Below are 26,267 nucleotides of genomic sequence, written 5' to 3' on the forward strand. Positions count from 1 at the left end.
TCACATCATGCGTTGAGAAAGGTCGATCAATTGCCGCACCATGGCCTGCATCGCCTCGATATCGCCGGGATGCTTCAAGTGATCCATATCGTCGTAGGCATGTTCGGCAAATGACAGCGCGAGCTGGTTCGGGATCACCGTGGCCTGGCAGGCGGACAGGATGAGGCGCAGCGCCGCCAGTGCGCGGCTGCCGCCGAGCCGGCCTCCGGAGGCGGCGGCGATGGCGAAGACACGATCGCGAAACACCTGGCCGCGAACCTCATGCGGATCCTGCACGCGGCTCACCCAGTCGATGGTGTTCTTGACCAGCGGCGGCACCGAGGAATTATATTCCGGCGTCACGATCAGGACGCCATGATGCGCGCCGATCATGCGCTTGAGATTGACCGCGTTCTTCGGCACGCCGGATTTCGCCTGCAGGTCGCCGTCATAGATCGGCAGCGGAAAATCGCCGAGCGAGATGCGGCTGACCTCGGCACCCGCCTGTGCGAACTCATGCGCCGCAACGGCCGCAAGCTTCGCGTTGAGCGAGCCTGATCGCAGCGACCCCGGGATCACAAGTATTTTCAGCGCAGACATTATTTTTGTATCGCGTTCGGCAGACCTGCCGCGCGATGCGCGGCGAGCATTTTCGTAGAAAATGCTCTTAGCCAATAAATCGCGCGTATTCTATGCGCAAAACCGGCGGCCACTTTTGCGGAATACGCGCCTATCGACCTTTGCGATACACCCAGACCCGGGCCGGCGGAAGGTTCATCCAGATCCGCTCGGAAGCTTCTGTGGATACGCCCGGCAGCGATTTCGGGATCGGCGGGACGACCGAATAGGTGAATTGGACGAAGGGAGCGCCCGGCGCCAGCGCCACGAAGGCGTCGCGGATCAGCCTCAAGCGGGTGATCATCGGTTTGGTGACCAGCGGCAAGCCGGAAACCATCGCAGCGGCCGGCGCGGTCAAGACGTCCCAGAGCGACTCGCGAAGCTTGTAGGCATCGCCATGCACGATCTTGGCCTGCGGGTAGCGCTCGCGCAGCAGCGCGCAGAAACCGGGATTGTATTCGACCAGCACGAGACGTTTCTGATCCACGCCATGCTCGATCAGCGCGTTGGTGATCGCGCCGGTCCCCGGGCCAAGTTCGACGACGGGACCTTCCGATCGGACATCGACATATTGCGCCATCGTGCGCGCCAGCAGTCGACTCGACGGCATCACCGCGCCAACGTGCAGCGGTTTTTCGATCCATGACCGGAGGAAGCGGACCTCGTCGTCGAGACGGGGCTTCTTCAACGGACGCACGGACGATTGCAAGGGCATGTCGCTACCAGGCGGGACCGCGCAAGCGGCTGTCAGAAAACGGTCATAAAGAGGTATAGGTCGAAACTGTCATGGTCAAGCAGATCGGCCGCGCGTCTGTTCCGCCAAACTGCAATGCGGCTCGGTGATAACACCATGCGCCGATTCGGATTTCAGCGCCGTCGCGCGCATCGCTTCTGCGGCCACGCTAGGTACCCGTCCGAGTGCCGAAGAAGTCCTTGACCTTGGAGAAGAACCCAACCGCCTCAGGTTGCGTCGCGCCGGAGGAGAGCTTTTCGAACTCCATCAGCAGTTCCTGCTGCTTCTTGGTCAGATTCTGGGGCGTTTCGACTACGACCTGGACATACATGTCGCCGGTCTGGCGCGAACGCAGCACGGGCATGCCCTTTGATGCAATGCGGAATCGACGGCCGGATTGCGTTCCCGCCGGTACCTTCACCTTGGTCTTACCCTTGTCGATGGTCGGCACCTCGAACTCGCCACCCAGGGCCGCTGTGACCATGGAGATCGGCACGCGGCAGTGCAGGTCAGCGCCATCGCGCTGGAAGAACGGATGCTGGGTCAGCGACAGGAAAATGTAGAGGTCGCCGGGCGGGCCGCCGCGGACGCCAGCTTCGCCCTCGCCCGCAAGGCGGATGCGGGTGCCGTCCTCGACGCCCTGGGGAATATTGACCGACAGCGTCCGGTCGCGCGTGACCCGGCCCGAGCCGGAGCAGGACGGACAGGCGTCTTCGATCATCTGACCGCGTCCCTGGCAGCCGGGACAGGTGCGCTCCAAGGTGAAGAAACCCTGGGCCTGGCGGATGCGGCCTGCGCCACCGCACATCGAGCAGGTCTTCGGCTTGGTGCCGGCCTTGGCGCCGGTGCCAGAGCAGGATTCGCAGGTGACGGAGACGGGAATCTCGATCTGCGCGGTCTTGCCGAGATACGCCTCCTCGAGCGTGATCTCCATGTTGTAGCGAAGATCGGCACCGCGCTCACGGCCACCGCCACGACGCTGCCCGGCCATGCCGAACAGGTCTTCGAAAATGTCGGAGAAGGAAGAGGCAAAGCCGGCGCCGAAGCCCGGACCGCCACCGCCCATGCCTTGCTCAAATGCGGCATGGCCGTAGCGATCATAGGCGGCGCGCTTGTCGTTGTCCTTCAGGACCTCGTAGGCTTCGTTGATTTCCTTGAACTTCACCTCGCTCGCGGCATCGCCGGGATTGCGGTCCGGATGCCATTTCATCGCGAGCTTGCGGAAAGCCGATTTCAGCTTGGTTTCGTCCGCGTTCCGCTCGACCTCGAGGGTCTCGTAATAGCAGCGCTTGGTAGACATCAGTCAGACCCGCCCGAATTCATCCTCATGCCGAACCATATGTTCGGCAAGATGCAGTGTTCGGCTTAACGAAAAATGACCCCCATCCATGGAGACGCTTGGCGCGCTCTTGGCATGGGGGTCATCATCCTACGCCCGTGTCTTAAGCAGACTTTTTGTTCTTGTCGTCGTCGACCTCGGTGAACTCCGCGTCGACGACATCATCCTTCGCAGCGTCCTTGGCGGCATCGCCTTCGGCCTGCTGCTTGTACATCGCTTCGCCGAGCTTCATCGAAGCCTGCGCGAGCGCGTTGGTCTTGGCCTTGATGGATTCGGCATCGTTGCCCTTCAGCGCTTCCTTCAGGTCGCTGACAGCGTCCTCGATGGAGCGGCGCTCGGTCTCGGCGATCTTCGAGCCATGCTCGGCGAGCGCCTTCTCGGTGGAATGCACCAGCGCGTCCGCATGGTTCTTGGCGTCGACCGCCTCACGCCGCTTCTTGTCCTCGGCCGCATTGGCTTCGGCGTCCTTGACCATCTTCTCGATGTCGGCTTCGGAGAGGCCGCCGGATGCCTGGATCCGGATCTGCTGCTCCTTGCCGGTCGCCTTGTCCTTGGCCGAGACGTTGACGATGCCGTTGGCGTCGATGTCGAAGGTCACCTCGATCTGCGGCATGCCGCGCGGGGCCGGCGGAATGCCCATCAGGTCGAACTGGCCGAGCATCTTGTTGTCGGCCGCCATTTCACGCTCGCCCTGGAAGACGCGGATGGTGACCGCGTTCTGGTTATCCTCGGCGGTCGAGAACACCTGGCTCTTCTTGGTCGGGATCGTGGTGTTGCGGTCGATGATGCGGGTGAACACGCCACCCAGCGTCTCAATGCCGAGCGACAGCGGGGTCACGTCGAGCAGCAGGACGTCCTTGACGTCGCCCTGCAGCACGCCGGCCTGGATCGCAGCACCGATGGCGACCACCTCGTCCGGGTTGACGCCCTTGTGCGGCTCCTTGCCGAAGAACTGTTTCACCACTTCCTGGATCTTGGGCATGCGGGTCATGCCGCCGACCAGCACCACTTCGCCGATCTCGCCGGCGGTCAGGCCGGCATCCTTCAGCGCCTTGCGGCAGGGCTCGATCGTCTTCTGCACGAGGTCGTCGACCAGCGCCTCGAACTTGGAGCGGGTCAGCTTCATCGTCAGATGCTTCGGCCCGGTCTGGTCGGCCGTGATGAAGGGCAGGTTGATCTCGGTCTGCGTCGTCGACGACAATTCGATCTTGGCCTTTTCGGCAGCCTCTTTCAGGCGCTGCAAGGCAAGCTTGTCGTTGCGCAGGTTGATGCCCTGCTCCTTCTGGAACTCGTCGGCCAGGTAATTCACCAGCCGCATGTCGAAGTCTTCACCGCCGAGGAAGGTGTCGCCGTTGGTCGACTTCACCTCGAACACGCCGTCGCCGATCTCGAGGATCGAGATATCGAAGGTGCCGCCGCCGAGGTCGTAGACCGCGATGGTGCCGGACTTCGTCTTGTCGAGACCGTAGGCGAGTGCGGCCGCGGTCGGCTCGTTGATGATGCGCAGCACTTCAAGGCCCGCAATCTTGCCGGCGTCCTTGGTGGCCTGGCGTTGCGCGTCGTTGAAGTAGGCGGGAACCGTGATGACGGCCTGATCGACCTTCTGGCCGAGATGGGCTTCCGCGGTCTCCTTCATCTTCTGCAGGATGAAGGCGGAGACCTGCGAGGGCGAATAGGTCTTGCCGTCGGCCTCGACCCAGGCGTCGCCGTTCGATGCCTTGACGATCTTGTAGGGGACAAGCTTCTTGTCCTTCTCGACCATCGGGTCGTCATAGCGGCGGCCGATCAGGCGCTTCACCGCAAAGAATGTCCGCTCAGGATTGGTCACCGCCTGGCGCTTGGCCGGCTGACCGACGAGGCGCTCGCCATCATCGGTGAAGGCGACGATCGACGGCGTCGTCCGCATGCCCTCGGAATTCTCGATGACCTTCGCGTTCTTGCCATCCATTACAGCAACGCACGAGTTCGTGGTGCCGAGGTCGATCCCTATGACCTTTCCCATGGTTCTGATTTCCTTCTGTCTAAGGCAGGTTGGCTGGGCCCTGGCGGCGCACCGAACCGAACCCCCACACGTTCAAATGCTCGCGATATTGCGACGATGAGCCTCATATAGGAGGGGGGGTTAGGCCTGCAAGGACTGGACGCAACCTTGAGGCCTGAAAAGACTGGCGTTTGAAAGATTGTGTCAGTCCGGGCAGGGACCGGCTTGGTCCCCCGGCTTGGTCCTGGGGTTCACATTAACGGATGGGCAAGAAAACTGCGACATTGCACCCCGCGCCATCAGGCGGCATGAAGCCGTCCGCCCCTGTCGCCGGGCCATCAAAACCGCTAAAAGCGGGCCGACTGAACGAGGCCCGACAGCTTGCGGCCCGCACGGGCCACGCCCATTGGACGGCTTCAATGCCAAACCCGGTAGATCCTTGACATGAACCCCTTTCGCCTCCTCGCCGCGGTCGCTCTATTCATTGCCGCCGCATCTCCCGCCTTTGCCGCGGACGTGGTCTTTCCGCCGGGCGCCAGGGTTGGGATGCAGCCGCTGGTGGGGCTCAATCGCGCAAAAGCTTTCACCGGCTTCGAGACCGAGGACCAGGGCGTCAAAGTGCTGGTGACCGACCTGCCGGCGGAGGCCTATGGCGAGGTCGCCAACGCCTTCAAGGCGAACCCGGGCGGCACCGGCGGGATCAAGCCGGAGAGCATCGAGACCACGGCCGGTCTTGCCTATTACACGGTCGAGAATGCCAAGGACGGCGCCAGCAATGTGCGGCGCTATTCGATGATCCTGCCCGGCCCGACGTTCTCCGGCTATATCGCCATGCAGGTCCCGGAGAATGCGGCCAGGATCTATACCGACGACGCCGTCCGCCAGATGTTCTCGACCGCCGCGATCCGGGACCAGGTTCCAGTCGACGAGCAGCTCGGGCTGATGCCGTTCAAGATAACCGAGCTGGCAAACTTCAAGAACATCCGAACACTGGCGCCCGGCGCTGCGTTGATCGTCGCCGATGGCGATGAGAAGAGCGGGTTCGAGGTGGCGCCCTTCATGATCATCGGCATCATCGGCTCGACCGCCGCCTCTCCCGATGACCGCGGTCGTTTTGCCCAGCAGATCGCGACCACGATCCCCGGTGTGCGCGATGGGCGGATCACGATGTCGGAGCCGATCCGCATCGATGGCCAGCCGGGCTACGAGACGCGGATCGATGCAGTCAGCGGCAAGGACAATACGCCGGTTACCATCGTGCAATGGCTGCGGTTCGGAGCGCAGACCTCGCTGCGCATCATCGGCTCCTCGCCGCGCAATCAATGGTCGACCGCATTCCCGCGCTTCCGCAGCGTGCGCGACGGGATTCAGCCGCGCTGACCTCAACCGATACCGGCCCTTGTCGGGGCCGGCATCAATCTCGTTCCGTCAGTCGATGCGTTGAGCGGTTTCAGTCTTGCTGTGCGGCCGAAGCTGGCGCAGCCTTTGCGCCGCCCTTGGAAACACCGACTAGCGCCGGACGCAGCACGCGATCGCCGATCGTGTAACCGGCCTGTACCACCTGCACCACCGTACCCGATGGCACGGAAGGATCGGGAACCTCGTACATCGCCTGCTGGAAGTTCGGATCGAACTTCTCGCCGGTGGGATCGAATTTCTTGACCCCATTCTTCTCCAGCGTGGCGTGCAGCGAACGCTCGGTCAGTTCGACGCCCTCGATCAGGGCCTTCAGACCGGGGTCGGCGGCCGCCTTGGCCTCGGCCGGGACGGCATCGAGGGCACGCTGCAGATTGTCGGCGATGTCGAGGATGTCGCGGGCAAAGCCGGTGATGCCATAGGCCCGCGCGTCCGCGATCTCGCGGCTGGTGCGCTTGCGCAGGTTTTCCATCTCGGCCAGCGTGCGCAACGTCCGGTCGCGCGCTTCGTTAAGCTCCTTGGTCAAGGCCTCCGCTGATCCCTGCTCGGGATCGTCGGGCATGACGTAGGGCTTCGAGACCACGGGCTCGCCGGTCTGCGCCGGGTTTTCGGCGTTGTCGTTCGGCCGGTTCGGATCGGTCATGGCTTGCCTTTTCGAAAAATCGCGTCTGGTCAACATTTAGGGATTGGCTGGCCGGGATATCGTGCTTTGGGCAACGAAAATCAAGCGCAACCAGCCCTGTTTCGGGGGTCTAGCCACCCAACATCCTGCTGACGAGGCGCGCGGCATAGTCCACAGTCGGGATCACCCGCGCATAATTCAGCCGGGTGGGCCCGATCACACCGAGTACGCCCACGATACGGCCCGCGCCGTCGCTATAGGGCGCAACGATGGTCGAGGAGCCCGACAGCGAGAACAGCTTGTTCTCCGACCCGATGAAGATCCGCACGCCATCGGCGCTTTCCGCGCGACCAAGAAGGTCGATCACGCCGCGTTTGGTCTCAAGATCGTCGAACAGCGACTTGATGCGCTCGAGATCCTCGAGCGCATGCAAATCCTCCAAGAGATTGGCGTGCCCGCGCACGATGAGCTGCCGGTCTTCATTGTCGCCACCCGACCAGCTCGCGAGCCCCGCCGAGATCACCTTCTGCGTCAGCAGATCGAGCTCGGCGCGACTTTGCGCCAGCGCGGTCTCGAGCTCGAGCCGCGCTTCGGCGAGCGTACGGCCGAGGATGCGCGCATTGAGGAAGTTGGTGGCCTCGATCAGTGCCGAGGATGGAACACCCGGCGGCAAGCTCAGCACCCGGTTCTCGACCTGGCCGTCTTCGCCGACCAGCACCACCAGCGCACGTTCCGGCTCCAGCCGCACGAACTCGATATGCTTCAGCCGCGTGTTGGATTTCGGCGTCAGCACCACGGCCGCTGCGCGGGTGAGGCCGGATAGCCGGATCAAGGCCTCGTCGAGCGCTGCCTCGACCGACTGCGCGCGACCGACAGTCGCCAGTTGGCTTTGGATCGATTGCCGTTCTGCCTCGGTGAGATGGCCGACCTGCATCAGCGCATCGACGAAAAAGCGCAGGCCCAGTTCGGTCGGCAACCGGCCGGCGGAAGTATGCGGCGCGTAGATCAGGCCGAGCTGTTCGAGATCGGACATCACATTGCGCACCGAGGCCGGCGACAGCGGCAGCGCAATCAAGCGCGAGATGTTGCGCGAGCCGACCGGCTCGCCGGTCGCCAGATAACTTTCGACGATTTGACGGAAAATGTCGCGCGACCGCTCGTTGAGCTGGGCAAGCCCGGCGTGCGGCGCGATCAAACCAACCGGTTCGTGTTGAACCACAATAACTCCCTCACAACTGCTTCTAATTTGACCATCCACATGCCCGGTGACAAGCGTGCATTACCACGCCGGAGGCGGCCAAAAGGCTTGCCGCTGCGCCTGCCCGCTCCTACAAGCACCGCCAGCCATATCGCTCGAATTCTCGGAGGATTCCCATGCGGCCAAGCCGCCGTGCACCGGACGAACTGCGCCCCGTTTCACTGGAACGCGGCGTGGTTAAATATGCCGAGGGTTCCTGCATGGTGAAATTCGGCGACACCCATGTACTGGTCACCGCGACCCTGGAAGACCGCCTGCCGCCGTGGCTGAAAGGCCAGGGCCGCGGCTGGGTCACCGCCGAATACGGCATGCTGCCCCGCGCCACGCTGGAACGGACCCGGCGCGAAGCCTCCGCTGGCAAGCAGGGCGGCCGCACGATCGAGATCCAGCGCCTGATCGGCCGTTCGCTCCGCGCCACCGTCGACCTGGAAGCGCTGGGCGAGCGCCAGATCACGGTCGATTGCGACGTGCTGCAGGCCGACGGCGGCACGCGCACCGCCTCGATCACCGGTGCCTGGGTCGCGCTTGCCGACTGCATCAACTGGATGAAGGCCCGCAACATGCTGAAAACCAACGTGTTGCGCGACCACGTCGCGGCCATCTCCTGCGGCATCTATAACGGCACGCCGGTGCTCGACCTCGACTATGCCGAGGATTCGGAAGCCGAGACCGACGCCAATTTCGTGATGACCGGCGACGGCCGCATCATCGAGGTGCAGGGCACCGCGGAAAAGACGCCGTTCTCGCAGGACGAGTTCCTGGCGCTGATGGCGCTGGCGCGCAAGGGCGTGGCGCGTCTGGTCGACTTGCAGAAAATGGCGGTGGCGTAGTCAATAGGCCATGCACCGCCGAATCACTGGAAAGCTCGTGATCGCGACCCACAATCCCGGCAAACTTGCCGAGATGCGCGAGTTGCTGGCACCGCACGGCGTGGAGGCGATCTCGGCGGGCGATCTCGGTCTTGGCGAGCCGGAGGAGACCGGCGACAATTTTCGCGCCAATGCCGCGATCAAGGCGATTGCGGCAGCCAAGGCCGCCGATCTACCGGCGTTTGCCGACGATTCCGGACTGGCGGTCGACGCGCTGGACGGCGCACCGGGCATCTATTCGGCGCGCTGGGCCGGCGACAACAAGGACTTCACCGCCGCCATGACGCGGATCGAACGCCTGTTGCAGGAACGCGGCGCGACCACGCCCGACCGCCGAGGAGCGCATTTCGTCTCCGCGCTTTGCGTCGCCTGGCCGGACGGCCATCTCGAAGAGGTCGAGGCGCGCGCCGATGGAACTTTGGTGTGGCCGCCGCGCGGCACCGCCGGTTTCGGTTATGATCCCATGTTCCTGCCGGATGGCTACGCCCGTACCTTCGGCGAGATGACGAGCGTCGAGAAGCACGGGCTGCCGCCGCTTGGGCTCGGCCTGTCGCACCGGGCCCGCGCCTTCGTCAAATTGGCGGAGATATGCCTTGATTGACCGGGAACAGGCAGCCTTCGGCGTCTACGTGCACTGGCCGTTCTGCCTGTCGAAATGCCCGTATTGCGATTTCAACAGCCATGTCAGGCATGCGCCGATCGATGAGGCGCGGTTTGCCCGCGCCTTTGCGCGCGAGATCGAGACGACCGCGGCGCGCATCCCCGGGCGTGAAGTGTCCTCGATCTTTCTCGGCGGAGGTACGCCGTCGTTGATGCAGCCGCAGACGGTCGGCGCGATCCTGGATGCGATCGGCAAACATTGGCGCGTCGCTTCCGATGTCGAGGTGACGCTGGAAGCCAATCCGACGAGCGTCGAAGCGACGCGCTTTCGCGGCTATCGCAGCGCCGGCGTCAACCGCGTATCGCTCGGCGTGCAGGCGCTCGACGATGCCTCGCTGAAGGCATTGGGGCGGCTGCACACCGCGCGCGAAGCACTCGATGCGGTCGCCGTCGCCCGCCAAGCGTTCGATCGCTATTCCTTCGACCTGATCTACGCCCGGCCGGATCAGACTCCTGCGATGTGGGCCGACGAGTTGAAGCATGCGATCGCGGAAGCAGCCGAGCATCTCTCGCTCTATCAGCTCACGATCGAGGAAGGCACGCCGTTCTTCGGCCTGCATGCCGCGGGCAAATTGCAGACGCCGGATGAGGCGGTCGCGCGCGCCCTTTACGACGTGACGCAGGAAGTCTGTGCGCGAGCAGGCTTGCCGGCCTACGAGATCTCCAATCACGCCCGCCCCGGCGCGGAGTGCCGGCACAACCTCGTCTATTGGCGCGGCGACGAATATGCCGGTATCGGCCCGGGCGCTCATGGCCGGCTCGACATCGACGGCCGGCGCCACGCCACCGCGACCGAGAAGCGGCCGGAAGCCTGGACGATGCGGGTCGAAACCAATGGCAGCGGCGTCGTGACCGACGACGTACTCAACAGCGAAGAGCGCGCCGACGAATTCCTGCTGATGGGACTTCGACTTGCCGAGGGCATCGACCCCAAGCGCTATGCGTCGCTCTCAGGCCGCGCACTCGACCCGCGCCGCATCGCGCTGCTGCGCGAGGAGGGCGCCATCATCGTCGACGCCGACGGACGGCTGCGCGTGACCAAGTCCGGTTTTCCGGTGCTCGATGCAGTGGTCGCGGACCTCGCGGCGTAGCCTGGACGAACTACGCCCCAAAACTCTTCGGTGATCCCGCGACCGCCTGGGCGCCGCCGGTGGCAACCTTCATCACCGCAAGTCCGCGCTCATTGGTGCCGTCGGCGCGGAAACGGAACAAGCCGTCAATGCCGGCAAAGCCGGAAGGATTGGTGAGTGTTTCCTGCGCGAAGCGCTGCGCGCCTTGCGTCCGCGCCAGCGCGGCCACCAGCGCGACGGCGTCATAGGCGAGCGTCGCGGTGCGCACGGGTTCAGAACCGTATTTGCTGCGGTAACGACCGGCGAAGGCGCGGAAGCCGGACGGGTCCGGCGCCGCAAACAGACCGCCCTGCAGCGCCTGGCTTGCGAACACGCGCGGATTGTCCCACAGGCCTGTCCCTAAGAGCTGGATGTTGCGCAGATTGGCGCCGGCCGCGGTCAGCGCGTCCGCCGTCGCCACCACCGACTCACCGTCATCTGCGAGCAACAGCGCGTCGGCCTGGCTGAGCGACTGCGCCACCGTACGCGCCGGCGTGGCGCGATCGGCGCCGTATTTTTCGAACGCGACGACGCGGCCCCTGCGGCCGGCCACCTGCTTGAACGCCGCCTCGACCACATTGCCATAGGCATTGTCCGGGACCAGCGCGGCGAAGGAGCGCTTTCCGATGCTCGCGGAATATTCGACAATCCGGTTGATATCGGACTCCGGCAGGAAGCTCAGGAGATAGACACCGCGTCCCGCGACGCTCGAATCGGTCGAGAAAGCGATCACCGAGATACCGCGACCCCGTGCGACCTGCGCGACCGCCGGCACCGATTGGGCGAACAGCGGGCCCAGGATGATCTCCGCACCATCGCTCACGGCCTGCTGCGCACCCTGGGAGGCACCCTGCGGACTGCCGCCATCGTCCTTGATCAGGAGCTGGATGTTCGGGTTCTGGAATTCCGCCAACGCGAGTTCAGCGGCGTTCTTCATCGACTGCCCGGCGAGGCCGGCATTGCCGGCGGCCGACAGCGGCAGGATCAGCCCTACTTTGACCTGCCCGTTGCCGATCGCCTGCGGCTGCTGTTGCGGACCGGCGGGTGCTTCCGGCTGCGACGAGCTCGAAAACTGGCTAAGGGTCTGCTGCACTCCCGAACAGGCGGCCAGCAAGGGCGCACCAAGCACCAGGCCAAGTGCTGTCCGGCGGGTCGCGGCGGAACCTTGCGAACCCGAGGATTGCGGTTTGCGACTATGCGGGCCCACCATCTCGTCTCTTTTCTTGACCGACCGCGCCCGGCCGGGTCTCCAACAGCCCAACAAATGGGGGATGGAATCAGGCATATTGTCGGCGAATAGTTAACCAAAACAAAGGGTTTATCGTCCCATGGCGCGTTGCTGCCTGTGGACCACGAACCCCTCACCGAGTGCGCAGCACAGTCGCCCCCGCTCTGCAAGACGCATGCATGCTGTGGCGCCGGCGCTGCTCTCCCCTTTCGTTTGAGCATGATCTTTCGGAAAACCGGTGTCCACTTTTCCGGATCATGCTCTAGATTGGCATTATGCGCGCAAAAGCCAGCTCAAGATACGGTGCAGACGCCGGGATAAGCGTCCCTAACAGGACATTTTCCGTCGCCGGCCATGTGCTGAACGCGCCAAGGCCGGTTCCCGGCCTCCATCTGGTCGCAACACCGATCGGAAATCTCGCCGACATCACCTTGCGCGCGCTGGAGACGCTCGCCGGGGTCGACCTGATCGCCTGCGAGGACACCCGCATCACCCGCCGTTTGACCGAACGCTATGTGATCGCCGCCGAGCTGGCCCCCTACCACGAGCACAATGCCGCCCAGGCGCGGCCAAAAATCCTGCAGCGGCTGGCCGAGGGTGCCGCGATCGCGCTGGTCTCGGACGCCGGTACGCCGCTGATTTCCGACCCTGGCTTCAAACTGGTGCGCGAGGCCTGCGCCGCCGGGCATCAGGTGATCGCAGTGCCCGGGGCATCGTCCGTGCTGACGGCGCTCTCGGTCGCGGCGCTGCCGACCGACCGCTTCTTCTTCGAAGGCTTCCTGCCTGCGAAGGAACAGGCCCGCCGCACGCGCCTCGTAGAGCTCGCCAGGATCGATTCGACGCTGGTGCTGTTCGAATCGGGCGGCCGCGTCCAGGAGACGCTTGCCGATCTTGCCGCAATTATGGGCGGACGCGATGCCGCGATCTGCCGCGAACTGACGAAACTGCACGAAGAGGTCAGGCGTGCCCCAATCGCTGAGCTGGCAGCGGCCAAGGATGCACTGGAGACGCGCGGCGAATTCGTGCTGGTGATCGGTCCGCCGCCGGCGGATGCGCAGGCGATGGGACAGGATCAGCTCGACGAGCTTTTGCGCACCTCGCTCCTGCGCGACAGCGTCAAGGATGCGGTTGCGCATGCGGTCGAGCTTTCCGGCCGGCCGCGCCGCGAGATCTATGCCCGCGCCCTCGAACTCGCGAAAGAAAGGCGATGATGGCGAAGAGTGATGGCTCGCCGCCGGAAGCGGTCGCAAAGCTGGCTTCGCCCGAGCGGGTCGCCGCGTTTCGCACCGGGCTGTCGGCCGAAGGCCGCGCCGCGGCGTACCTGATGGCCAAGGGTTATCGCATCCTCGCCAAGCGCTTCCGCACGCCCTATGGCGAGATCGACCTGGTGGTGCGCAAGCGCAACCTGCTCGCCTTCGTCGAGGTCAAGGCCCGCGCCAGCTTTGATGAGGCCGCCTATGCCGTCACGCCGCGCCAGCAGCAGCGCATCATTGCCGCGGCCCAGGCCTGGCTGATGGCGCATCCCGAACATGCGGAATTCGACATGCGTTTCGACGCCATGCTGATTGCGCCCAAGCGTTTGCCGCGCCATCTGTTGGCAGCATTCGACGCCAGCGCATGACTTCCTCGAGAGACCGGACTCAAAGACCATGAAATTGAACGTCGCCGTCCAGATGGATCCCATTGAGCGCATCAACATTCGCGGCGATTCGACCTTCGCGCTGCTGCTCGAAGCGCAGAAGCGTGGCCACGGCGTTTCCTATTACACGCCGGACAAGCTCTCGCTGCGCGGCGATGAGCTGGTGGCACCGGTGCAAATCCTCACCGTGCGCGACGAGGTCGGCGATCACTTCATCCTTGGCGAGCCCAAGCGCGAGCCGCTGACCAATTTCGACGTGATCCTGCTGCGGCAGGATCCGCCGTTCGATCTCGCCTATATCACCTCGACGCATTTTCTCGAACGCATCCACCCGAAGACCCTGGTCGTCAACGATCCCGCCAGCGTCCGCAATGCGCCGGAAAAGCTGTTCGTGATGAACTTTCCGCAGCTCATGCCGCCGACGTTGATCTCGCGCGACCTCGACGAGATCAACGCGTTCCGTGACGAGCACGGCGCCGTCGTCATGAAACCGTTGCACGGCCATGGCGGCGCCGCGGTGTTCCGCGTGATGCCCCAGGACATGAATTTCGGCTCGCTGTTCGACATGTTTTCGGTGACCTTCAAGGAGCCCTGGGTGATCCAGCGCTTCCTTCCCGAGGTCAAACATGGCGACAAGCGCATCATCCTGGTCGACGGCGAATTCGCCGGCGCCGTCAACCGCGTGCCGGCGGCGGACGACCTGCGCTCGAACATGGTGCGCGGCGGCGCGGCGCAGTCGACCGAGCTTTCCGACCGCGAGCGCGAGATCTGCACAACGCTCGGTCCGGCCTTGCGCGAGCACGGCCTGTTGTTCGTCGGCATCGACGTGATCGACGGCTACCTCACCGAGATCAACGTCACCTCGCCGACCGGCATCCGCGCGATTCAGCGGCTCGGTGGTCCGGACGTGGCGGCCAGAATCTGGGACGTCATCGAGGCGAAGCGCGCAAAATCTTAGAGCGCGTCTGCCTTCCTTCCGCTCTGAGACCTCTTGTCAGCTTGCGACTGCGGGCGCAGCATGGCTGTGCTCGCCCTCAGGTCGCGGGGCAAGACCTGCGCGGCGCGCGACGACTTACCAAAATACAAATCGAAAAAACCGTTGGAGGAAAAGCATGACAATCAACGTCTCGCGAAGGTCCCTGCTCGCGCTCGGCGCCGGCCTTGGAGCAAGCACGCTGCTGGGCGGCAGCGCGCTGGCACGCGCGCCGAAGCTCGGCACGCAAACGCCTTATTGGCACCGCTTCATTCTCGGCGATGCCGAAGTCACCGTCGTCTCCGACGGCCCGCTGCCGCTCGGCGATCCTTCCGGCACCTTCACTGGCGTGCCGAAGGAAGAAGTGAAAAAGATGCTGTCGGACAACTTCCTGTCACCCGACAATGTCGTGCTGGAGCAGAATTCGCCGATCGTGAACACCGGCGACAAGCTGATCCTGTTCGACACCGGCATGGGCACTTCGAAAGCGTTCGGCCCGACCACCGGCCGCCAGCAGAAGAGCATGGCGGAAGCCGGCATCAAGCCCGAGGACATCGACGCCGTTGTCTGCTCGCATGCGCATATCGACCATATCGGCGGCATCGTCGGCGCCACTGACAAGCCGCTGTTCCCGAACGCGCAGGTCTATATCGCCCAGAGCGACTTCGATTACTGGACCGACGAAGGCAAGATGGGCAGCCCGCTGAAGGACTTCGTCATTCACGCGCGCAAGAATCTGCTGCCGGTCAAGGATCGGCTGGTGTTCTTCAAGGACGGCCAGGAATTCCTGCCCGGCGTACAGGCGATCGCGGCGCCCGGCCACACCGTCGGCCACCACATCTTCATGGTGAGCTCGGCCGGCAAATCCTTCGCCTTCCTCGGCGATCTCTCGCACCACTCCGTGCTGCTGCTCGAGCGGCCGCGGATGGAATTCTCCTACGATACCGACCCGAAGCAGGCGGCAGCCTCGCGGGTGAAGCTGCTGGAGATGCTGGCGGCCAACAAGATCCCCGTGATGTCCTACCACTTCGCCTGGCCCGGCTACGGCCACGTCGCCAAGGTCGGCGACGGCTTCAAATATTATCCCGAGCCGATGCAGATGACGCTGTAAGCTTGCGTGGGCTCCGGGACGGCTGAGCGGCAGGTCCCCGGAGCCCTTGTTCCTGTAATGTTCTTGCGCTTGCCGTTGCCTTCAGCTACCCTCGGTTCCGGCAAGGGGGCAGCATGGTTCAACGCGTTTCCACCGTCGCTTTCGAGGGGATAGAGGCTCGCGCGGTCGACGTGCAGGTGCAGGTCGCACCGGGACTGCCGGCCTTTGCGATCGTGGGCCTGCCGGACAAGGCGGTGTCCGAGGCGCGCGAGCGGGTTCGCTCAGCGCTGATTGCCTCCGGCCTCGCTTTGCCGGCACGCCGGATCATCGTCAACCTGGCGCCGGCTGACCTGCCCAAGGAAGGCAGCCACTACGACCTGCCGATCGCGCTCGGGCTGATGGCGGCGATCGGGGCGATTCCTTCCGATGCGCTCAACGGCTTTACCGTGCTCGGCGAACTCGGGCTGGATGGCTCGATTGCACCGGTTGCGGGCGTATTGCCGGCGGCGATCGGCGCCAATTCGCGCGACGAGGGGCTGATCTGCCCCGCGGCCTGCGGCTCGGAAGCGGCATGGGCGAGCCCGGACATCCAGATCATCGCAGCACAGTCGCTGATCCAGATCGCCAATCATTTCAAGGGCACGCAGGTGCTGTCGCGCCCGCAGCCGAAAGTGCACGAGCAGAAGGAGACGCTGCTCGACCTCCGCGACATCAAGGGCCAGGAGAGCGCCAAACGGGCGCTGGAGATCGCGGCGGCCGGTGGGCATCATTTGTTGATGATGGGCTCGCCCGGCGCCGGCAAGTCGATGCTGGCGGCGCGGCTGCCCTCGATCCTGCCGCCACTGTCGCCGTCTGAACTTTTGGAAGTGTCGATGATTGCGTCGGTGGCAGGCGAAATCCGCGACGGCGCCTTGACCGCGCGGCGGCCGTTCCGCAGCCCGCATCATTCCGCCAGCATGGCCGCGCTCACCGGCGGCGGCATGCGCGCGAGGCCCGGCGAGATTTCGCTGGCGCATCAGGGCGTGCTCTTCCTCGACGAATTACCGGAATTCGATCCGCGCGTCTTGGATTCGCTGCGCCAGCCGCTGGAGACAGGCGAGGTTTCCATTTCGCGCGCCAACCACCGCGTCACCTATCCGGCGCGCTTCATGCTGGTCGCGGCAATGAACCCGTGCCGTTGCGGCCATGCCTACGAGCCCGGCTATGCCTGCAAGCGCGGACCCATCGACCGCTGCACCGCCGATTACCAGATGCGCATCTCCGGTCCGCTGATGGACCGCATCGATCTGCGGATCGAAGTGCCGGCAGTGACCGCCGCCGACCTGATCCTGCCGCCGCCTTCCGAAGGATCAGCGGAAGTGGCGTCGCGGGTCGCAGCGGCTCGCGACATCCAGCTTGCGCGCTATGCCGCCGCAGGCATGCCCAACGTCCGCACCAATGCCGAGGCGCCGGCATCGCTGCTCGAGACCATCGCGCAGCCGGACGCGCAGGGGCAGAAGCTGCTCCGCGACGCGGCCGAAACCATGCGGCTTACCGCGCGCGGCTATCATCGCGTGTTGCGCGTCGCGCGTACGCTCGCCGATCTCGACGGCGTGGAGAAGATCGGCCGGCTGCATCTCGCCGAAGCGCTGTCCTACCGCGCGCTCGCCGACGACATCAGGCGCGCGGCGTAGAGCGTTTTCGAGCGACGTGGATACCGGTTCGCGTGAAGAAAACGCGTCAACGCGAAAGTAACCAGTTCTCTTTACGCTCCGCCAACCATAAGCCCGCGCGTTTGCAGGCTTTGGTCGCGTGAGTGGTGTCATGTTGCGTTTGAAGATTCTGGCCTCGGTCGTGCCGCTGGCTGTGTTCGCACTCGTTGCCCGCGGTGAATTCCTGCCGGGGCCTCGCCCCTGCATCGAAGCGGGTGGCGCCACCGTGCAGATCGCATCGATCCCCTGGCTCGCCCAGCTCCATGTCAGCTTCACGGACGACCCGGCCGCTGCCACCGTGCGGGTCCAGATCTCCGACAGCGCGGAGGCCGCCGATTTCGCGGTCATCGATGATGTCGACGACGCCGAGCCCGGCGCCTGCGAGAGCAACGGCGTGCCGCAACTGGTCGCGATCTCGGCCAAATCAGCCGCAACCGATCCCGTGATCTATCTGTCGCAGGATGGTCCGGCCGATTATCGGATCTTCGTTCATTCGAAAAGCTTCTCAGTGCGCGATGCCGCGGCGCTGATCGTCGGGGCACATGGCGGACACCGTCGCCTGCAAGCTGCTTCGCTGTAGCGATACCCGTTAACGCTTCATCAACCCTGTTCGCATCGCGGGGCGGAACCCGACGCATTCTCAAGCACTTTGCAAGGTCGCCGACGCATCGTCGATCCAATATGCGAGGCGGCTCGAGCCGCCCGCCTTCAGGCAGGTGATCAGGGGATCGGCGATGACGTGGACCTATCGGCTGAAGCTCCGCCTGCTTCGGCTCGGGCGCCGTCACCCCTGGACCGTCTTCACCCTCCGCGCCTTCATCGTCTTCGCCGCGGTCTTCGGCAGCGGTTATGCATTCCTCGTTGGCGCTGTTCCGGACCGTGATCCGCGTGCCGTTGCTGTGGGCGTCAGCCTGCTGTTCGCACTCGCCTGCGTGGCGCTGGTCGTGCTGAGTGTACGGCTGCGGCTGATGCGCGGGAGGTTGCGCATGATCGCAGAGCACAACGAGGCGCTCGCCGACCGCAACTGGGAACTGCAGGAAGCCGAGCAACGCGCACGCAGCCTGTTCGAATCGCAAAGCGACCTGATCGTCCTGCGCGACAACGATGGCGTGATCACCTTCGTCAACGACGCCTATTGCGACCTCGCGGAAAAACCGCGCGGCGAACTGATCGGCAGCCATTTCGCATTCGAGGTGCTGGAACAGGGCAACACCGCGCTGGAGCCAAGCGGCACTCGAACGTACGACCAGAAGATCGCGAGGCCGTCCGGGCCGCGCTGGATTGCCTGGCGCGAGGGCCTCGTCCGGACCGATGCAGGACAGCCTGCGGAGATGCAAAGCGTCGGGCGCGACGTCACCGACCGCGCCGAGAGCGAGCGCGCCCTCGCCGAGGCGCGCGATCAGGCCGATGCCGCCAACCGCGCCAAGTCGCGCTTCCTCGCAATGGCAAGCCACGAGATCCGCACCCCGCTCAACGGCATCATCGGAATGAGCGGCCTCTTGATGGATACGCCATTGACGCCGGAGCAGATGACCTATGCCAAGGCGGTGAAGACCTCCGGCGAGGCGCTGCTGTCGCTGATCGAGGAGCTCCTGGATTATTCCAAGATCGAAGCCGGCAAGATCGATCTCGAGCCGCGCCCGTTCGCGCTCTCGAAACTGATCGAGGACATCACCGAGTTGCTGGCGCCACGAGCCGAAGCAAAAGGAATCGAGATCGCCGCCTATATCGATGAGCGGCTGCCGATGGAGGTGGTCGGAGGCGCGGCCCGGCTGCGCCAGGTGCTGCTCAACCTCGCCGGCAACGCGATCAAATTCACTGCAGCCGGCGGTGTCGCCCTGGTCGTCGAGCCCGGCATCCGGCCGAATGAAATCAGCTTCCTGGTCCGCGACACCGGCATCGGTATTGCGCCGGAAGCGCAGCAGCGCATCTTCCGCGAGTTCGAGCAGGCCGACGAGGGCATTGCGCGCAGCTATGGCGGCACCGGGCTTGGCCTCAGCATCAGCGACCGCATCATCAAGCGCATGGGCGGCCGCATCGCGCTTGCGAGCAGGCTTGGCGCGGGTTCGACCTTCGAAGTGTCGATCCCGCTCGCGGCTTCCGACAGCAACGGGCCACCGGTGTTCCGCCCGCCCGACCTTGCAGGCCAGTCCATCATGCTGGTCGCGCCGCAAGGCATCGAGGCCTCCCTGATCTCGCGCCGGCTGCAGCGCTGGGGCGCGCAGACCTGCATGGTGTCGGATGCCGCGGTGGCGGAGGCCTTGTTGCCCGAGCGTCCATGGCACGCCGTGCTGATCGACCATGCGCTGGGAGCGGCCGAGATCGGCCGCCTCGGCGAGGCGGCGCGGGAGCATGCGACGCAGCGGATCGTGATGTTCACGCCCGCGACCCGGCAGGAACTGCAGCCGTCGGCGGATTCGCCGTTCACCGGCTATCTGGTCAAGCCGCTGCGCGCCGTCTCGCTCGCCGCCCGTCTCACGGCCCCACCCGAAATCGTTTCGCCGAGCGTCGCCACAGATTCCGTCGTTGAGCAGATCGACGCCACTTCGACACTGGCCTCGCTCTCCGACAAGGAGCTATCGATCCTGGTCGCCGAAGACAACGAGATCAACGCGCTTCTGATGCGCTCGCTGCTGACGCGCCTCGGCCACCGCGTGGTGATCACCACCAATGGCGAAGAGGCGCTGGAATCCTGGCTATCGACGAAATCGATGGGGACGCCGTACGACCTCGTGCTGATGGACGTGCAGATGCCGCAGCTCAACGGCATCGAGACCACCAAACGCATCCGGCAATCCGAAGCCGGCCAGTCCGGACCGCGCACGCCGATCCTCGCGCTGACCGCCAACACCCTGGCGGAAGATCGCTCCGCCTGCTTCGAAGCGGGCATGGACGGCTTTCTGATCAAGCCGCTCGATCGCGAGAAACTGGAGGAGGCGCTGAAAGTGCTCGCGGCGTCGCGACATCTCGCAGCGTAGGACACACAGCTGTTGGCGCCGTCATTCCGGGGCGATGCGAAGCATCGAACCCGGAATCCATGTCTCCACCTGCGTATGCGGCCCGATGGATTCCGGGCTCGCGCTTTGCGCGCCCCGGAATGACGGGTGCAGCTATAATCGCCGCAGTGCGACTGTCTCCACCACGTGGTCCGCGCCCTTCTTCAGGATCAGCGTGGCGCGTGGGCGGGTCGGCAGGATGTTGTCCTCGAGATTGGCGCGGTTGGTGCGTTCCCAGATCGCGATCGCGGTGGCGGTCGCCTCTTCGTCCGACAGCACGGCGTAGCGGTGGAAATAGGAGCGGGGATCGTGGAACGCGGTATCGCGCAGCGCGAGGAAGCGCGTGACGTACCACTCGCGCAACACCGGCTCGTCCGCGTCGATATAGACAGAGAAATCGAAGAAGTCGGAGACGACGGGCACGGCCTTGCCGTCGCGCGGCAAGCGGCTGGTCTGCAGCACATTGACACCCTCGACGATCAGGATGTCGGGGCGGTCGATCTCGATGAACTGGTTGGGAACGATGTCGTAGGTTAAATGCGAATAAACAGGCGCGCGCACCGGACGCCGCCCGGCCTTGATGTCGCTCAGGAACGACAGCAGGAGCTGCTGGTCGTAGCTTTCCGGAAAGCCCTTCTTCTGCATCAATCCCAGGCGCTCGAGCACGGCATTGGGATAGAGGAAGCCGTCGGTGGTGACGAGGTCGACCTTGGGCCGTGGCGACCAGCGCGCCAGCAGCGCCTGCAGCACGCGCGCTGTGGTGGACTTGCCGACCGCGACCGAGCCCGCAACGCCGATGATGTAGGGCATCTTGCGGTCCTGGATGCCGAGGAACTGGCGCTGCGAGTAATACAGCCGCTGCGTGGCATCGACATAGATCGAGAGCAGCCGCGACAGCGGCAGATAAATGTCCTCGACTTCGTGAATGTCGAGCCGGTCGTGCATCGAGCGCAACCGCTCGAATTCGCCTGGTTCCAGTGTCATCGGTGTATCGTCGCGCAGCTTCGCCCATTGCTCGCGCGAAAAGATCCGATACGGATTATATTGCTGGTCGGGTGCCTGAATGTCCATGGCCGTGCCCTAATCGCGCTTGCGCGCCGCTTTCTCTTCCAATCCGGACATGGAGGTGCGCTGCGAAAGCGCCGCCTCGACGTCCTCGAGCTTCACGCCGCGGGCCTTGAGCAGCACCAGCAGGTGAAACACCAGATCGGCACTTTCGGCGATGAGATGATTGCGATTGTTCTCGACCGCGGCGATCACGGTCTCGACCGCTTCCTCGCCGAGCTTCTTGGCGCAATGCTCGGCGCCCTTGTCGAGCAGCTTCTTCGTATAGGACGCCTCTCCTCCCGACGCCGCGCGGGCATCGATGATGGCGGCCAGATCGTGGACCGTGAAACGCGACATACTCAAGCACCCAGACCGGCCTAAACCGGCAACACCCCCCGGGAGGGACTTAGCATTTTTGTGACAGGGAGTCCTAGGGATCAAGGCGCATCGGCAGGCCGGCACGCACCATGTGCTCCTTGGCTTGGCGGATGGTAAATTCGCCGAAATGGAATATCGACGCCGCCAGGACTGCGGTGGCGTGGCCCTTGCGGATGCCATCGACGAGATGGTCGAGATTGCCGACCCCGCCGGACGCGATGACCGGTACGGGGACACTGTCCGCGATCGCCTGCGTCAGCTCCAGGTCGAAGCCCTGCCTTGTGCCATCCCGATCCATCGACGTCAGCAGGATCTCGCCGGCGCCAAGCGAGACCACCTCCTGGGCATATTCGATCGCATCGATGCCGGTCGGCTTGCGTCCGCCATGGGTGAAGATTTCCCAGCGGTCGGAGCCGCCGGCACGAGTGACGCGCTTGGCGTCGATCGCGACCACGATGCACTGCTCGCCGAATTTTTCCGCGCCCTCCTTGACGAATTCACGGCGGCTGACCGCGGCGGAATTGATCGACACTTTATCAGCACCGGAACGCAGCAGCGTGCGGATGTCGTCGATGGTGCGGACGCCACCACCGACGGTGAGTGGCATGAAGCAGGCCTCGGCGGTCCGCCGTACCACGTCCAGCATGATGCCGCGGTTCTCATGGGTGGCCGTGATATCGAGGAAGCAAAGTTCGTCGGCGCCTGCGGCGTCATAGGCGATCGCTGCCTCCACGGGGTCGCCGGCGTCGCGCAGATCGACGAAATTGACGCCCTTGACGACGCGGCCGTCCTTGACGTCGAGACAGGGGATGACGCGGACCTTGAACATGTCGTCTCCTAAGCCGCGGCGCGGATCAGCTTCAGCGCGGCGGCGGGATCAAGCCGGCCGTCGTAGAGCGCGCGGCCGACGATGGCGCCGGCGAGCTTCCTGGCCCGTGGCTCGAGCAGCGCCTTGACATCGTCGATCGAGGCGAAGCCGCCGGATGCGATCACGGGAATCGAGATGCTTTCGGCGAGGGCGATCGTGGCATCGAGGTTGAGGCCCTTCAAGAGGCCATCGCGGGCGATATCGGTGAAGATGATCGCGGCAACGCCGGCGTCCTCGAACCGCTGCGCGATCTCGAGCGCCGTCACCTCCGACGTTTCGGCCCAGCCCTGAACCGCGACCTTGCCGTCACGCGCATCGAGGCCGACGGCAACGCGGCCGGGATACCTCTTTGCTGCTCCCTTGACGAGCTCGGGGTCACGCACCGCCGCGGTGCCGATGATGACGCGCGCGACGCCCTTCTCCAGCCAGGCTTCCACCGTCCTGAGATCGCGGATGCCGCCGCCAAGCTGCACCGGCATCGTGACCGCCTTCAGCATGGCTTCGACGGCCTGCGCATTCATCGGCTTGCCGGCGAAGGCGCCGTCGAGATCGACCACGTGGAGATATTCGAACCCCTGCGCCGCAAAGGCACGCGCCTGCGCCGCCGGATCGAGATTGAACACGGTGGCGCGCGCCATGTCGCCCTGCTCCAGGCGCACACACTGCCCGTTCTTCAGGTCAATGGCAGGAAAGAGGATCACGGCTTCCACTTCAGGAAATTCGAGATCAGCGCCAGCCCGAAGCGCTGGCTCTTCTCGGGGTGAAACTGCGTGCCGATCGCGGTGTCCTTGGCGACGACGGCTGTGACCGGCCCGCCGTAATCGGCGCGCGCCAGCACGTCCTGCTCATTGGCCGCGTTGAGGTGATAGGAATGCACGAAATAGGCATGGCGGCCGTCGGGCCCGAGCGGCAGGCGCTCCAGCACCGGGTGTTCGCGCAGCATTTCGAGCGTATTCCAGCCCATGTGCGGGATCTTCAGGTTCTCCTCGCGCGGCTGAATTTTCTCGACGTCACCCGCGACCCAGTTGAAGCCGTCGGTCGTGACGTGTTCCTTGCCGCGCGTCGCCATCAACTGCATGCCGACGCAGATGCCGAAGAACGGCCGCGCCTTGACCCGCACGGCTTCCGTCAACGCCTCGAGCATGCCGTCGAGCGCATCGACGCCCCTGCGGCAATCGGCGAAGGCGCCGACACCGGGCAGCACGATGCGGTCGGCGCGGAACACCGCGTCGGGATCGCGCGTCACCATGATCCTCTGCGGGTCTTCCATGCTGCGCGCGGCGCGCTCGAACGCTTTCGCCGCGGAGTGCAGATTGCCGGAGCCGTAATCGATGATGGCAACCGTCATCGCGATCCTCCCGGCTCTGGAAACAACCCGATAATGCCGCCCTGCGGCAGCGGCGGCGGCTTGGAGAATGGCTGGCCCGGAATGTTCCGCGTCGGCGGCGGACCGCCGCGGTCGACCGACCATTGGTCGTTGACGAGCCCACGATGCATTGCGGTCCAGCGATCGAAGAAGCGACGCTCGGCGGATTCCTCGTCATCGGCTACGACGATGTCGAGCTGGCGCCATCTGCGGCGCGACAATGTCCAGCGCTTCAGGCTTGCCGCCTCAAATCCCAAGAGCAGCGCCAGCACGACATTCACGGCGAGGATCGTGCCGCGGCTGATGCCGAGCTTGGCCAGGCCGTAATCAACCGCCGCGATCAGCACGATCCAGCCGATCAGCGCCAGCCACAGCCGGTGCCAGGCCAGCCAGATCACGCTCGCGACCGCCGCCCAGAAATGAAAGCCGTCGCGCACGAAGGTGAACCTGTCCGTCGCCGCAAGGTCGACATTGTTCCCTACCGGGGCGTGCACTGTGTAGACCGGCATCAAAACTCTCCGCCGCAAGAATGAAGAGCTCAGCCGCCGAGCTGGCCCTTCGTGGAGGGCACTTCGCCCGCGGCCTGCGGATCGATCGCGACAGCCGCGCGAAGCGCTCTCGCAAGACCCTTGAAACAGGATTCGGCGATATGATGGCTGTTCTCGCCATATAGGGTCTCGACGTGCAAAGTCACGCCGGCGTTCATCGCAAACGCATTGAACCATTCGCGCACCAGCTCGGTGTCGAACTCGCCGATCTTGTCGCGGGGAAAGGCGACCTTGAACACCAGCACCGGACGGCCCGAAATGTCGATCACCACACGCGACAGCGTTTCGTCCATCGGCATGTGGATCGAGGCATAGCGGGTGATGCCCGCCATGTTGCCGAGCGCCTGTTTCACGGCCTGTCCGAGCGCAATCCCGACGTCCTCGGTGGTGTGGTGGTGGTCGACATGGAGATCGCCCTCGGCCCTGACCGTGATATCGATGCGCGAATGCCGCGCCAGGAGGTCGAGCATATGGTCGAAGAAGCCGATCCCGGTCGAAACCTGGGACACGCCGGACCCGTCGAGGTTTACCGCCACCTCGACGTCGGTCTCCTTGGTCTTGCGCTTGATCGTCGCCGTGCGCATGAAAATTGAGCTTTCCCGTGCCGAAAACGGGCGTCTTTTAACAGGCCGATGACCCCTTCGCTACTGCGGGATGACGCCAAAAGCGGCCAAGTTGCGGCCATGGTGACCGAAAAGGGTTCAAATCATCCAATTGTAAGCCACTGGCCGACCGCCTAAATCTGGTCGGACGAAGAGGTACCCCATGCAAGCATCCCCAAACGAGCCGACCGTCTGGCACGGCACCACGATCGTAACCGTCCGCAAGGGCGGCAAGGTGGTGATCGGCGGCGACGGCCAGGTCTCGATCGGCCAGACCGTGATCAAAGCCAATGCCAAGAAAGTGCGCAGGATCGGCAAGGGCGACGTGATCGGCGGCTTTGCCGGCGCCACCGCCGATGCCTTCACACTGTTCGAGCGGCTGGAAAGCAAGCTCGAGCAATATCCGGGACAATTGACCCGGGCGGCCGTGGAGCTGGCCAAGGACTGGCGGACCGACCGCTATCTGCGGCGATTGGAGGCGATGATGATCGTCGCCGACAGGGACGTCTCCCTCGTCCTCACCGGAACCGGTGACGTGCTTGAGCCGGAGGCCGGCGTGATGGCGATCGGCTCGGGCGGCAACTACGCGCTGGCCGCGGCGCGCGCCCTGATCGACAGCGACAAGGATGCCGAGGCGATCGTGCGCCGCTCGCTCGATATCGCTGCCGACATCTGCGTCTACACCAACCGCAACGTGACGATCGAAACGCTGGGCGGCTGAACCTTGGAGCCCTATACCTTCCGCGAGATGGCGGTGGCCGACCTTGCGCTGATCAAGCGCTGGCTGACGCTGCCGCATGTCCGGGAATGGTGGGGCGATCCATCCGAGCAATACGCGCTGGTGAGTGGCGATCTCGACGAGCCGGCGATGGACCAGTTCATCGTGTCAGTCGATGGCAGCGATTTCGGCTACATCCAGTGTTACGAACTGACGGCCTGGAACGAAGGCTTCGGATCACATCCTGAAGGCACCCGCGGCATCGATCTCTTCATCGGCGAGCCCGACATGATCGGGCGCGGACATGGCTCGGCGTTGATCCGCCGCTTCATCATCGACCGGTTGGGGCAGGGCGCGCCACGCATCGTCACCGATCCCGATCCGAACAATGCCCGCGCCGTGCGCGCTTATGAGAAAGCGGGATTTGAGAAAGTCCGCATGATCGACACGCCCGACGGCCCCGCTCTGTTGATGGTCTGTGACGCATGACCGCAGGTTACGAACTCGACATGATTTCCGGCCTGCCGGCGATCCAACCT

27 protein-coding genes are annotated in these 26,267 nt (G+C 64.5%); 13 read left to right on the forward strand and 14 right to left on the reverse strand.

What is annotated here, in order from left to right:
- From ACVJGD_RS29115 to dnaK, 4 genes are all read right to left on the reverse strand, one after another.
- Positions 1 to 579, reverse strand: a complete 579-nt coding sequence (locus ACVJGD_RS29115; RefSeq protein WP_456637460.1) for an NADPH-dependent FMN reductase — start codon at positions 577 to 579, stop codon at positions 1 to 3.
- A gap of 130 nt (positions 580 to 709) precedes the next feature.
- Positions 710 to 1,312 (reverse strand): class I SAM-dependent methyltransferase, encoded by a 603-nt coding sequence (locus ACVJGD_RS29120; protein ID WP_456637461.1) that lies wholly within the window; start codon positions 1,310 to 1,312, stop codon positions 710 to 712.
- A gap of 187 nt (positions 1,313 to 1,499) precedes the next feature.
- Positions 1,500 to 2,630 (reverse strand): molecular chaperone DnaJ, encoded by a 1,131-nt coding sequence (gene dnaJ / locus ACVJGD_RS29125; RefSeq protein WP_456637462.1) that lies wholly within the window; start codon positions 2,628 to 2,630, stop codon positions 1,500 to 1,502.
- 142 nt (positions 2,631 to 2,772) lie between these two features.
- Entirely contained in the window at positions 2,773 to 4,671 is a 1,899-nt protein-coding gene (dnaK, locus tag ACVJGD_RS29130) for a molecular chaperone DnaK (protein ID WP_456637463.1), read from the reverse strand.
- 423 nt (positions 4,672 to 5,094) lie between these two features.
- Between dnaK and ACVJGD_RS29135 the strand changes: the two genes are divergently transcribed.
- Positions 5,095 to 6,030 (forward strand): hypothetical protein, encoded by a 936-nt coding sequence (locus tag ACVJGD_RS29135; protein ID WP_456637464.1) that lies wholly within the window; start codon positions 5,095 to 5,097, stop codon positions 6,028 to 6,030.
- Between the two features lie 70 nt (positions 6,031 to 6,100).
- On the opposite strand, the gene grpE is transcribed toward ACVJGD_RS29135, so the two are convergent.
- Both grpE and hrcA read right to left on the reverse strand, forming a co-directional pair.
- Positions 6,101 to 6,709, reverse strand: a complete 609-nt coding sequence (gene grpE / locus ACVJGD_RS29140) for a nucleotide exchange factor GrpE (RefSeq protein WP_456637465.1) — start codon at positions 6,707 to 6,709, stop codon at positions 6,101 to 6,103.
- 109 nt (positions 6,710 to 6,818) lie between these two features.
- Positions 6,819 to 7,907, reverse strand: coding sequence for a heat-inducible transcriptional repressor HrcA (gene hrcA, locus ACVJGD_RS29145; RefSeq protein ID WP_456637466.1), 1,089 nt, complete (start codon positions 7,905 to 7,907; stop codon positions 6,819 to 6,821).
- A 155-nt stretch (positions 7,908 to 8,062) separates the two neighbouring features.
- Here hrcA and rph point away from each other — a divergent pair, with 155 nt between their 5' ends.
- Genes rph through hemW form a run of 3 tightly spaced genes read left to right on the forward strand, consistent with a single transcriptional unit; the run spans position 8,063 to position 10,566 of the window.
- Complete coding sequence (gene rph, locus ACVJGD_RS29150; RefSeq protein ID WP_225704027.1) at positions 8,063 to 8,776, forward strand: ribonuclease PH; 714 nt, start codon at positions 8,063 to 8,065, stop codon at positions 8,774 to 8,776.
- Positions 8,777 to 8,786: 10 nt separating this feature from the next.
- The gene (gene rdgB / locus ACVJGD_RS29155) at positions 8,787 to 9,416 is read left to right on the forward strand and encodes an RdgB/HAM1 family non-canonical purine NTP pyrophosphatase (protein ID WP_456637467.1); all 630 of its coding nucleotides are present in this window, start codon (positions 8,787 to 8,789) and stop codon (positions 9,414 to 9,416) included.
- Positions 9,412 to 10,566, forward strand: a complete 1,155-nt coding sequence (hemW, locus tag ACVJGD_RS29160; RefSeq protein ID WP_456640408.1) for a radical SAM family heme chaperone HemW — start codon at positions 9,412 to 9,414, stop codon at positions 10,564 to 10,566. Before rdgB ends, hemW begins: the two co-directional genes overlap by 5 nt.
- A 10-nt stretch (positions 10,567 to 10,576) precedes the next feature.
- On the opposite strand, the gene ACVJGD_RS29165 is transcribed toward hemW, so the two are convergent.
- Positions 10,577 to 11,794: a penicillin-binding protein activator gene (locus ACVJGD_RS29165; protein WP_456637468.1), complete on the reverse strand. Its 1,218-nt coding sequence runs from the start codon at positions 11,792 to 11,794 to the stop codon at positions 10,577 to 10,579.
- A gap of 293 nt (positions 11,795 to 12,087) precedes the next feature.
- Between ACVJGD_RS29165 and rsmI the strand changes: the two genes are divergently transcribed.
- The 7 genes from rsmI (at position 12,088) to ACVJGD_RS29200 (ending at position 20,183) form a co-directional block, all read left to right on the forward strand.
- Positions 12,088 to 13,023: a 16S rRNA (cytidine(1402)-2'-O)-methyltransferase gene (gene rsmI, locus ACVJGD_RS29170; protein WP_456637469.1), complete on the forward strand. Its 936-nt coding sequence runs from the start codon at positions 12,088 to 12,090 to the stop codon at positions 13,021 to 13,023.
- On the forward strand, positions 13,023 to 13,433 hold the full coding sequence (locus ACVJGD_RS29175) for a YraN family protein (protein WP_456640409.1): 411 nt from the start codon (positions 13,023 to 13,025) through the stop codon (positions 13,431 to 13,433). Before rsmI ends, ACVJGD_RS29175 begins: the two co-directional genes overlap by 1 nt.
- Before the next feature lie 28 nt (positions 13,434 to 13,461).
- Positions 13,462 to 14,409, forward strand: coding sequence for a glutathione synthase (gene gshB / locus ACVJGD_RS29180; RefSeq protein ID WP_456637470.1), 948 nt, complete (start codon positions 13,462 to 13,464; stop codon positions 14,407 to 14,409).
- Between the two features lie 154 nt (positions 14,410 to 14,563).
- On the forward strand, positions 14,564 to 15,535 hold the full coding sequence (locus ACVJGD_RS29185; protein WP_456637471.1) for an MBL fold metallo-hydrolase: 972 nt from the start codon (positions 14,564 to 14,566) through the stop codon (positions 15,533 to 15,535).
- A 113-nt stretch (positions 15,536 to 15,648) separates the two neighbouring features.
- A complete protein-coding gene (locus ACVJGD_RS29190; RefSeq protein ID WP_456637472.1) occupies positions 15,649 to 17,187 on the forward strand; it encodes a YifB family Mg chelatase-like AAA ATPase in 1,539 nt (512 codons plus the stop codon).
- A gap of 130 nt (positions 17,188 to 17,317) precedes the next feature.
- Positions 17,318 to 17,785, forward strand: coding sequence for a hypothetical protein (locus tag ACVJGD_RS29195; protein ID WP_456637473.1), 468 nt, complete (start codon positions 17,318 to 17,320; stop codon positions 17,783 to 17,785).
- Between the two features lie 154 nt (positions 17,786 to 17,939).
- Positions 17,940 to 20,183 (forward strand): response regulator, encoded by a 2,244-nt coding sequence (locus tag ACVJGD_RS29200; protein ID WP_456637474.1) that lies wholly within the window; start codon positions 17,940 to 17,942, stop codon positions 20,181 to 20,183.
- 132 nt (positions 20,184 to 20,315) lie between these two features.
- Here ACVJGD_RS29200 and coaA read toward each other — a convergent pair whose 3' ends face one another.
- The 7 genes from coaA to hisB form a co-directional block, all read right to left on the reverse strand.
- On the reverse strand, positions 20,316 to 21,272 hold the full coding sequence (gene coaA / locus ACVJGD_RS29205) for a type I pantothenate kinase (RefSeq protein WP_456637475.1): 957 nt from the start codon (positions 21,270 to 21,272) through the stop codon (positions 20,316 to 20,318).
- A 9-nt stretch (positions 21,273 to 21,281) separates the two neighbouring features.
- Positions 21,282 to 21,605 carry a phosphoribosyl-ATP diphosphatase gene (locus ACVJGD_RS29210; protein ID WP_456637476.1) on the reverse strand — a complete coding sequence of 108 codons (324 nt, stop codon included), beginning with the start codon at positions 21,603 to 21,605 and terminating at the stop codon, positions 21,282 to 21,284.
- Positions 21,606 to 21,678: 73 nt separating this feature from the next.
- On the reverse strand, positions 21,679 to 22,455 hold the full coding sequence (hisF, locus tag ACVJGD_RS29215; protein ID WP_456637477.1) for an imidazole glycerol phosphate synthase subunit HisF: 777 nt from the start codon (positions 22,453 to 22,455) through the stop codon (positions 21,679 to 21,681).
- A gap of 8 nt (positions 22,456 to 22,463) precedes the next feature.
- Complete coding sequence (gene hisA / locus ACVJGD_RS29220) at positions 22,464 to 23,195, reverse strand: 1-(5-phosphoribosyl)-5-[(5-phosphoribosylamino)methylideneamino]imidazole-4-carboxamide isomerase (RefSeq protein WP_456637478.1); 732 nt, start codon at positions 23,193 to 23,195, stop codon at positions 22,464 to 22,466.
- On the reverse strand, positions 23,192 to 23,842 hold the full coding sequence (hisH, locus tag ACVJGD_RS29225; protein WP_456637479.1) for an imidazole glycerol phosphate synthase subunit HisH: 651 nt from the start codon (positions 23,840 to 23,842) through the stop codon (positions 23,192 to 23,194). Before hisH ends, hisA begins: the two co-directional genes overlap by 4 nt.
- Positions 23,839 to 24,369 (reverse strand): DUF2628 domain-containing protein, encoded by a 531-nt coding sequence (locus ACVJGD_RS29230; protein ID WP_456637480.1) that lies wholly within the window; start codon positions 24,367 to 24,369, stop codon positions 23,839 to 23,841. The genes hisH and ACVJGD_RS29230 overlap by 4 nt, the downstream gene beginning before the upstream one ends.
- Before the next feature lie 29 nt (positions 24,370 to 24,398).
- The gene (hisB, locus tag ACVJGD_RS29235) at positions 24,399 to 24,992 is read right to left on the reverse strand and encodes an imidazoleglycerol-phosphate dehydratase HisB (protein ID WP_456637481.1); all 594 of its coding nucleotides are present in this window, start codon (positions 24,990 to 24,992) and stop codon (positions 24,399 to 24,401) included.
- Positions 24,993 to 25,173: 181 nt separating this feature from the next.
- Between hisB and hslV the strand changes: the two genes are divergently transcribed.
- Positions 25,174 to 25,731: an ATP-dependent protease subunit HslV gene (gene hslV / locus ACVJGD_RS29240; protein ID WP_454615860.1), complete on the forward strand. Its 558-nt coding sequence runs from the start codon at positions 25,174 to 25,176 to the stop codon at positions 25,729 to 25,731.
- A 27-nt stretch (positions 25,732 to 25,758) separates the two neighbouring features.
- Positions 25,759 to 26,217, forward strand: coding sequence for a GNAT family N-acetyltransferase (locus ACVJGD_RS29245; protein WP_456640410.1), 459 nt, complete (start codon positions 25,759 to 25,761; stop codon positions 26,215 to 26,217).
- Positions 26,218 to 26,267 lie beyond the last annotated feature (50 nt).

The organism is Bradyrhizobium sp. USDA 10063 (genome assembly GCF_054063735.1).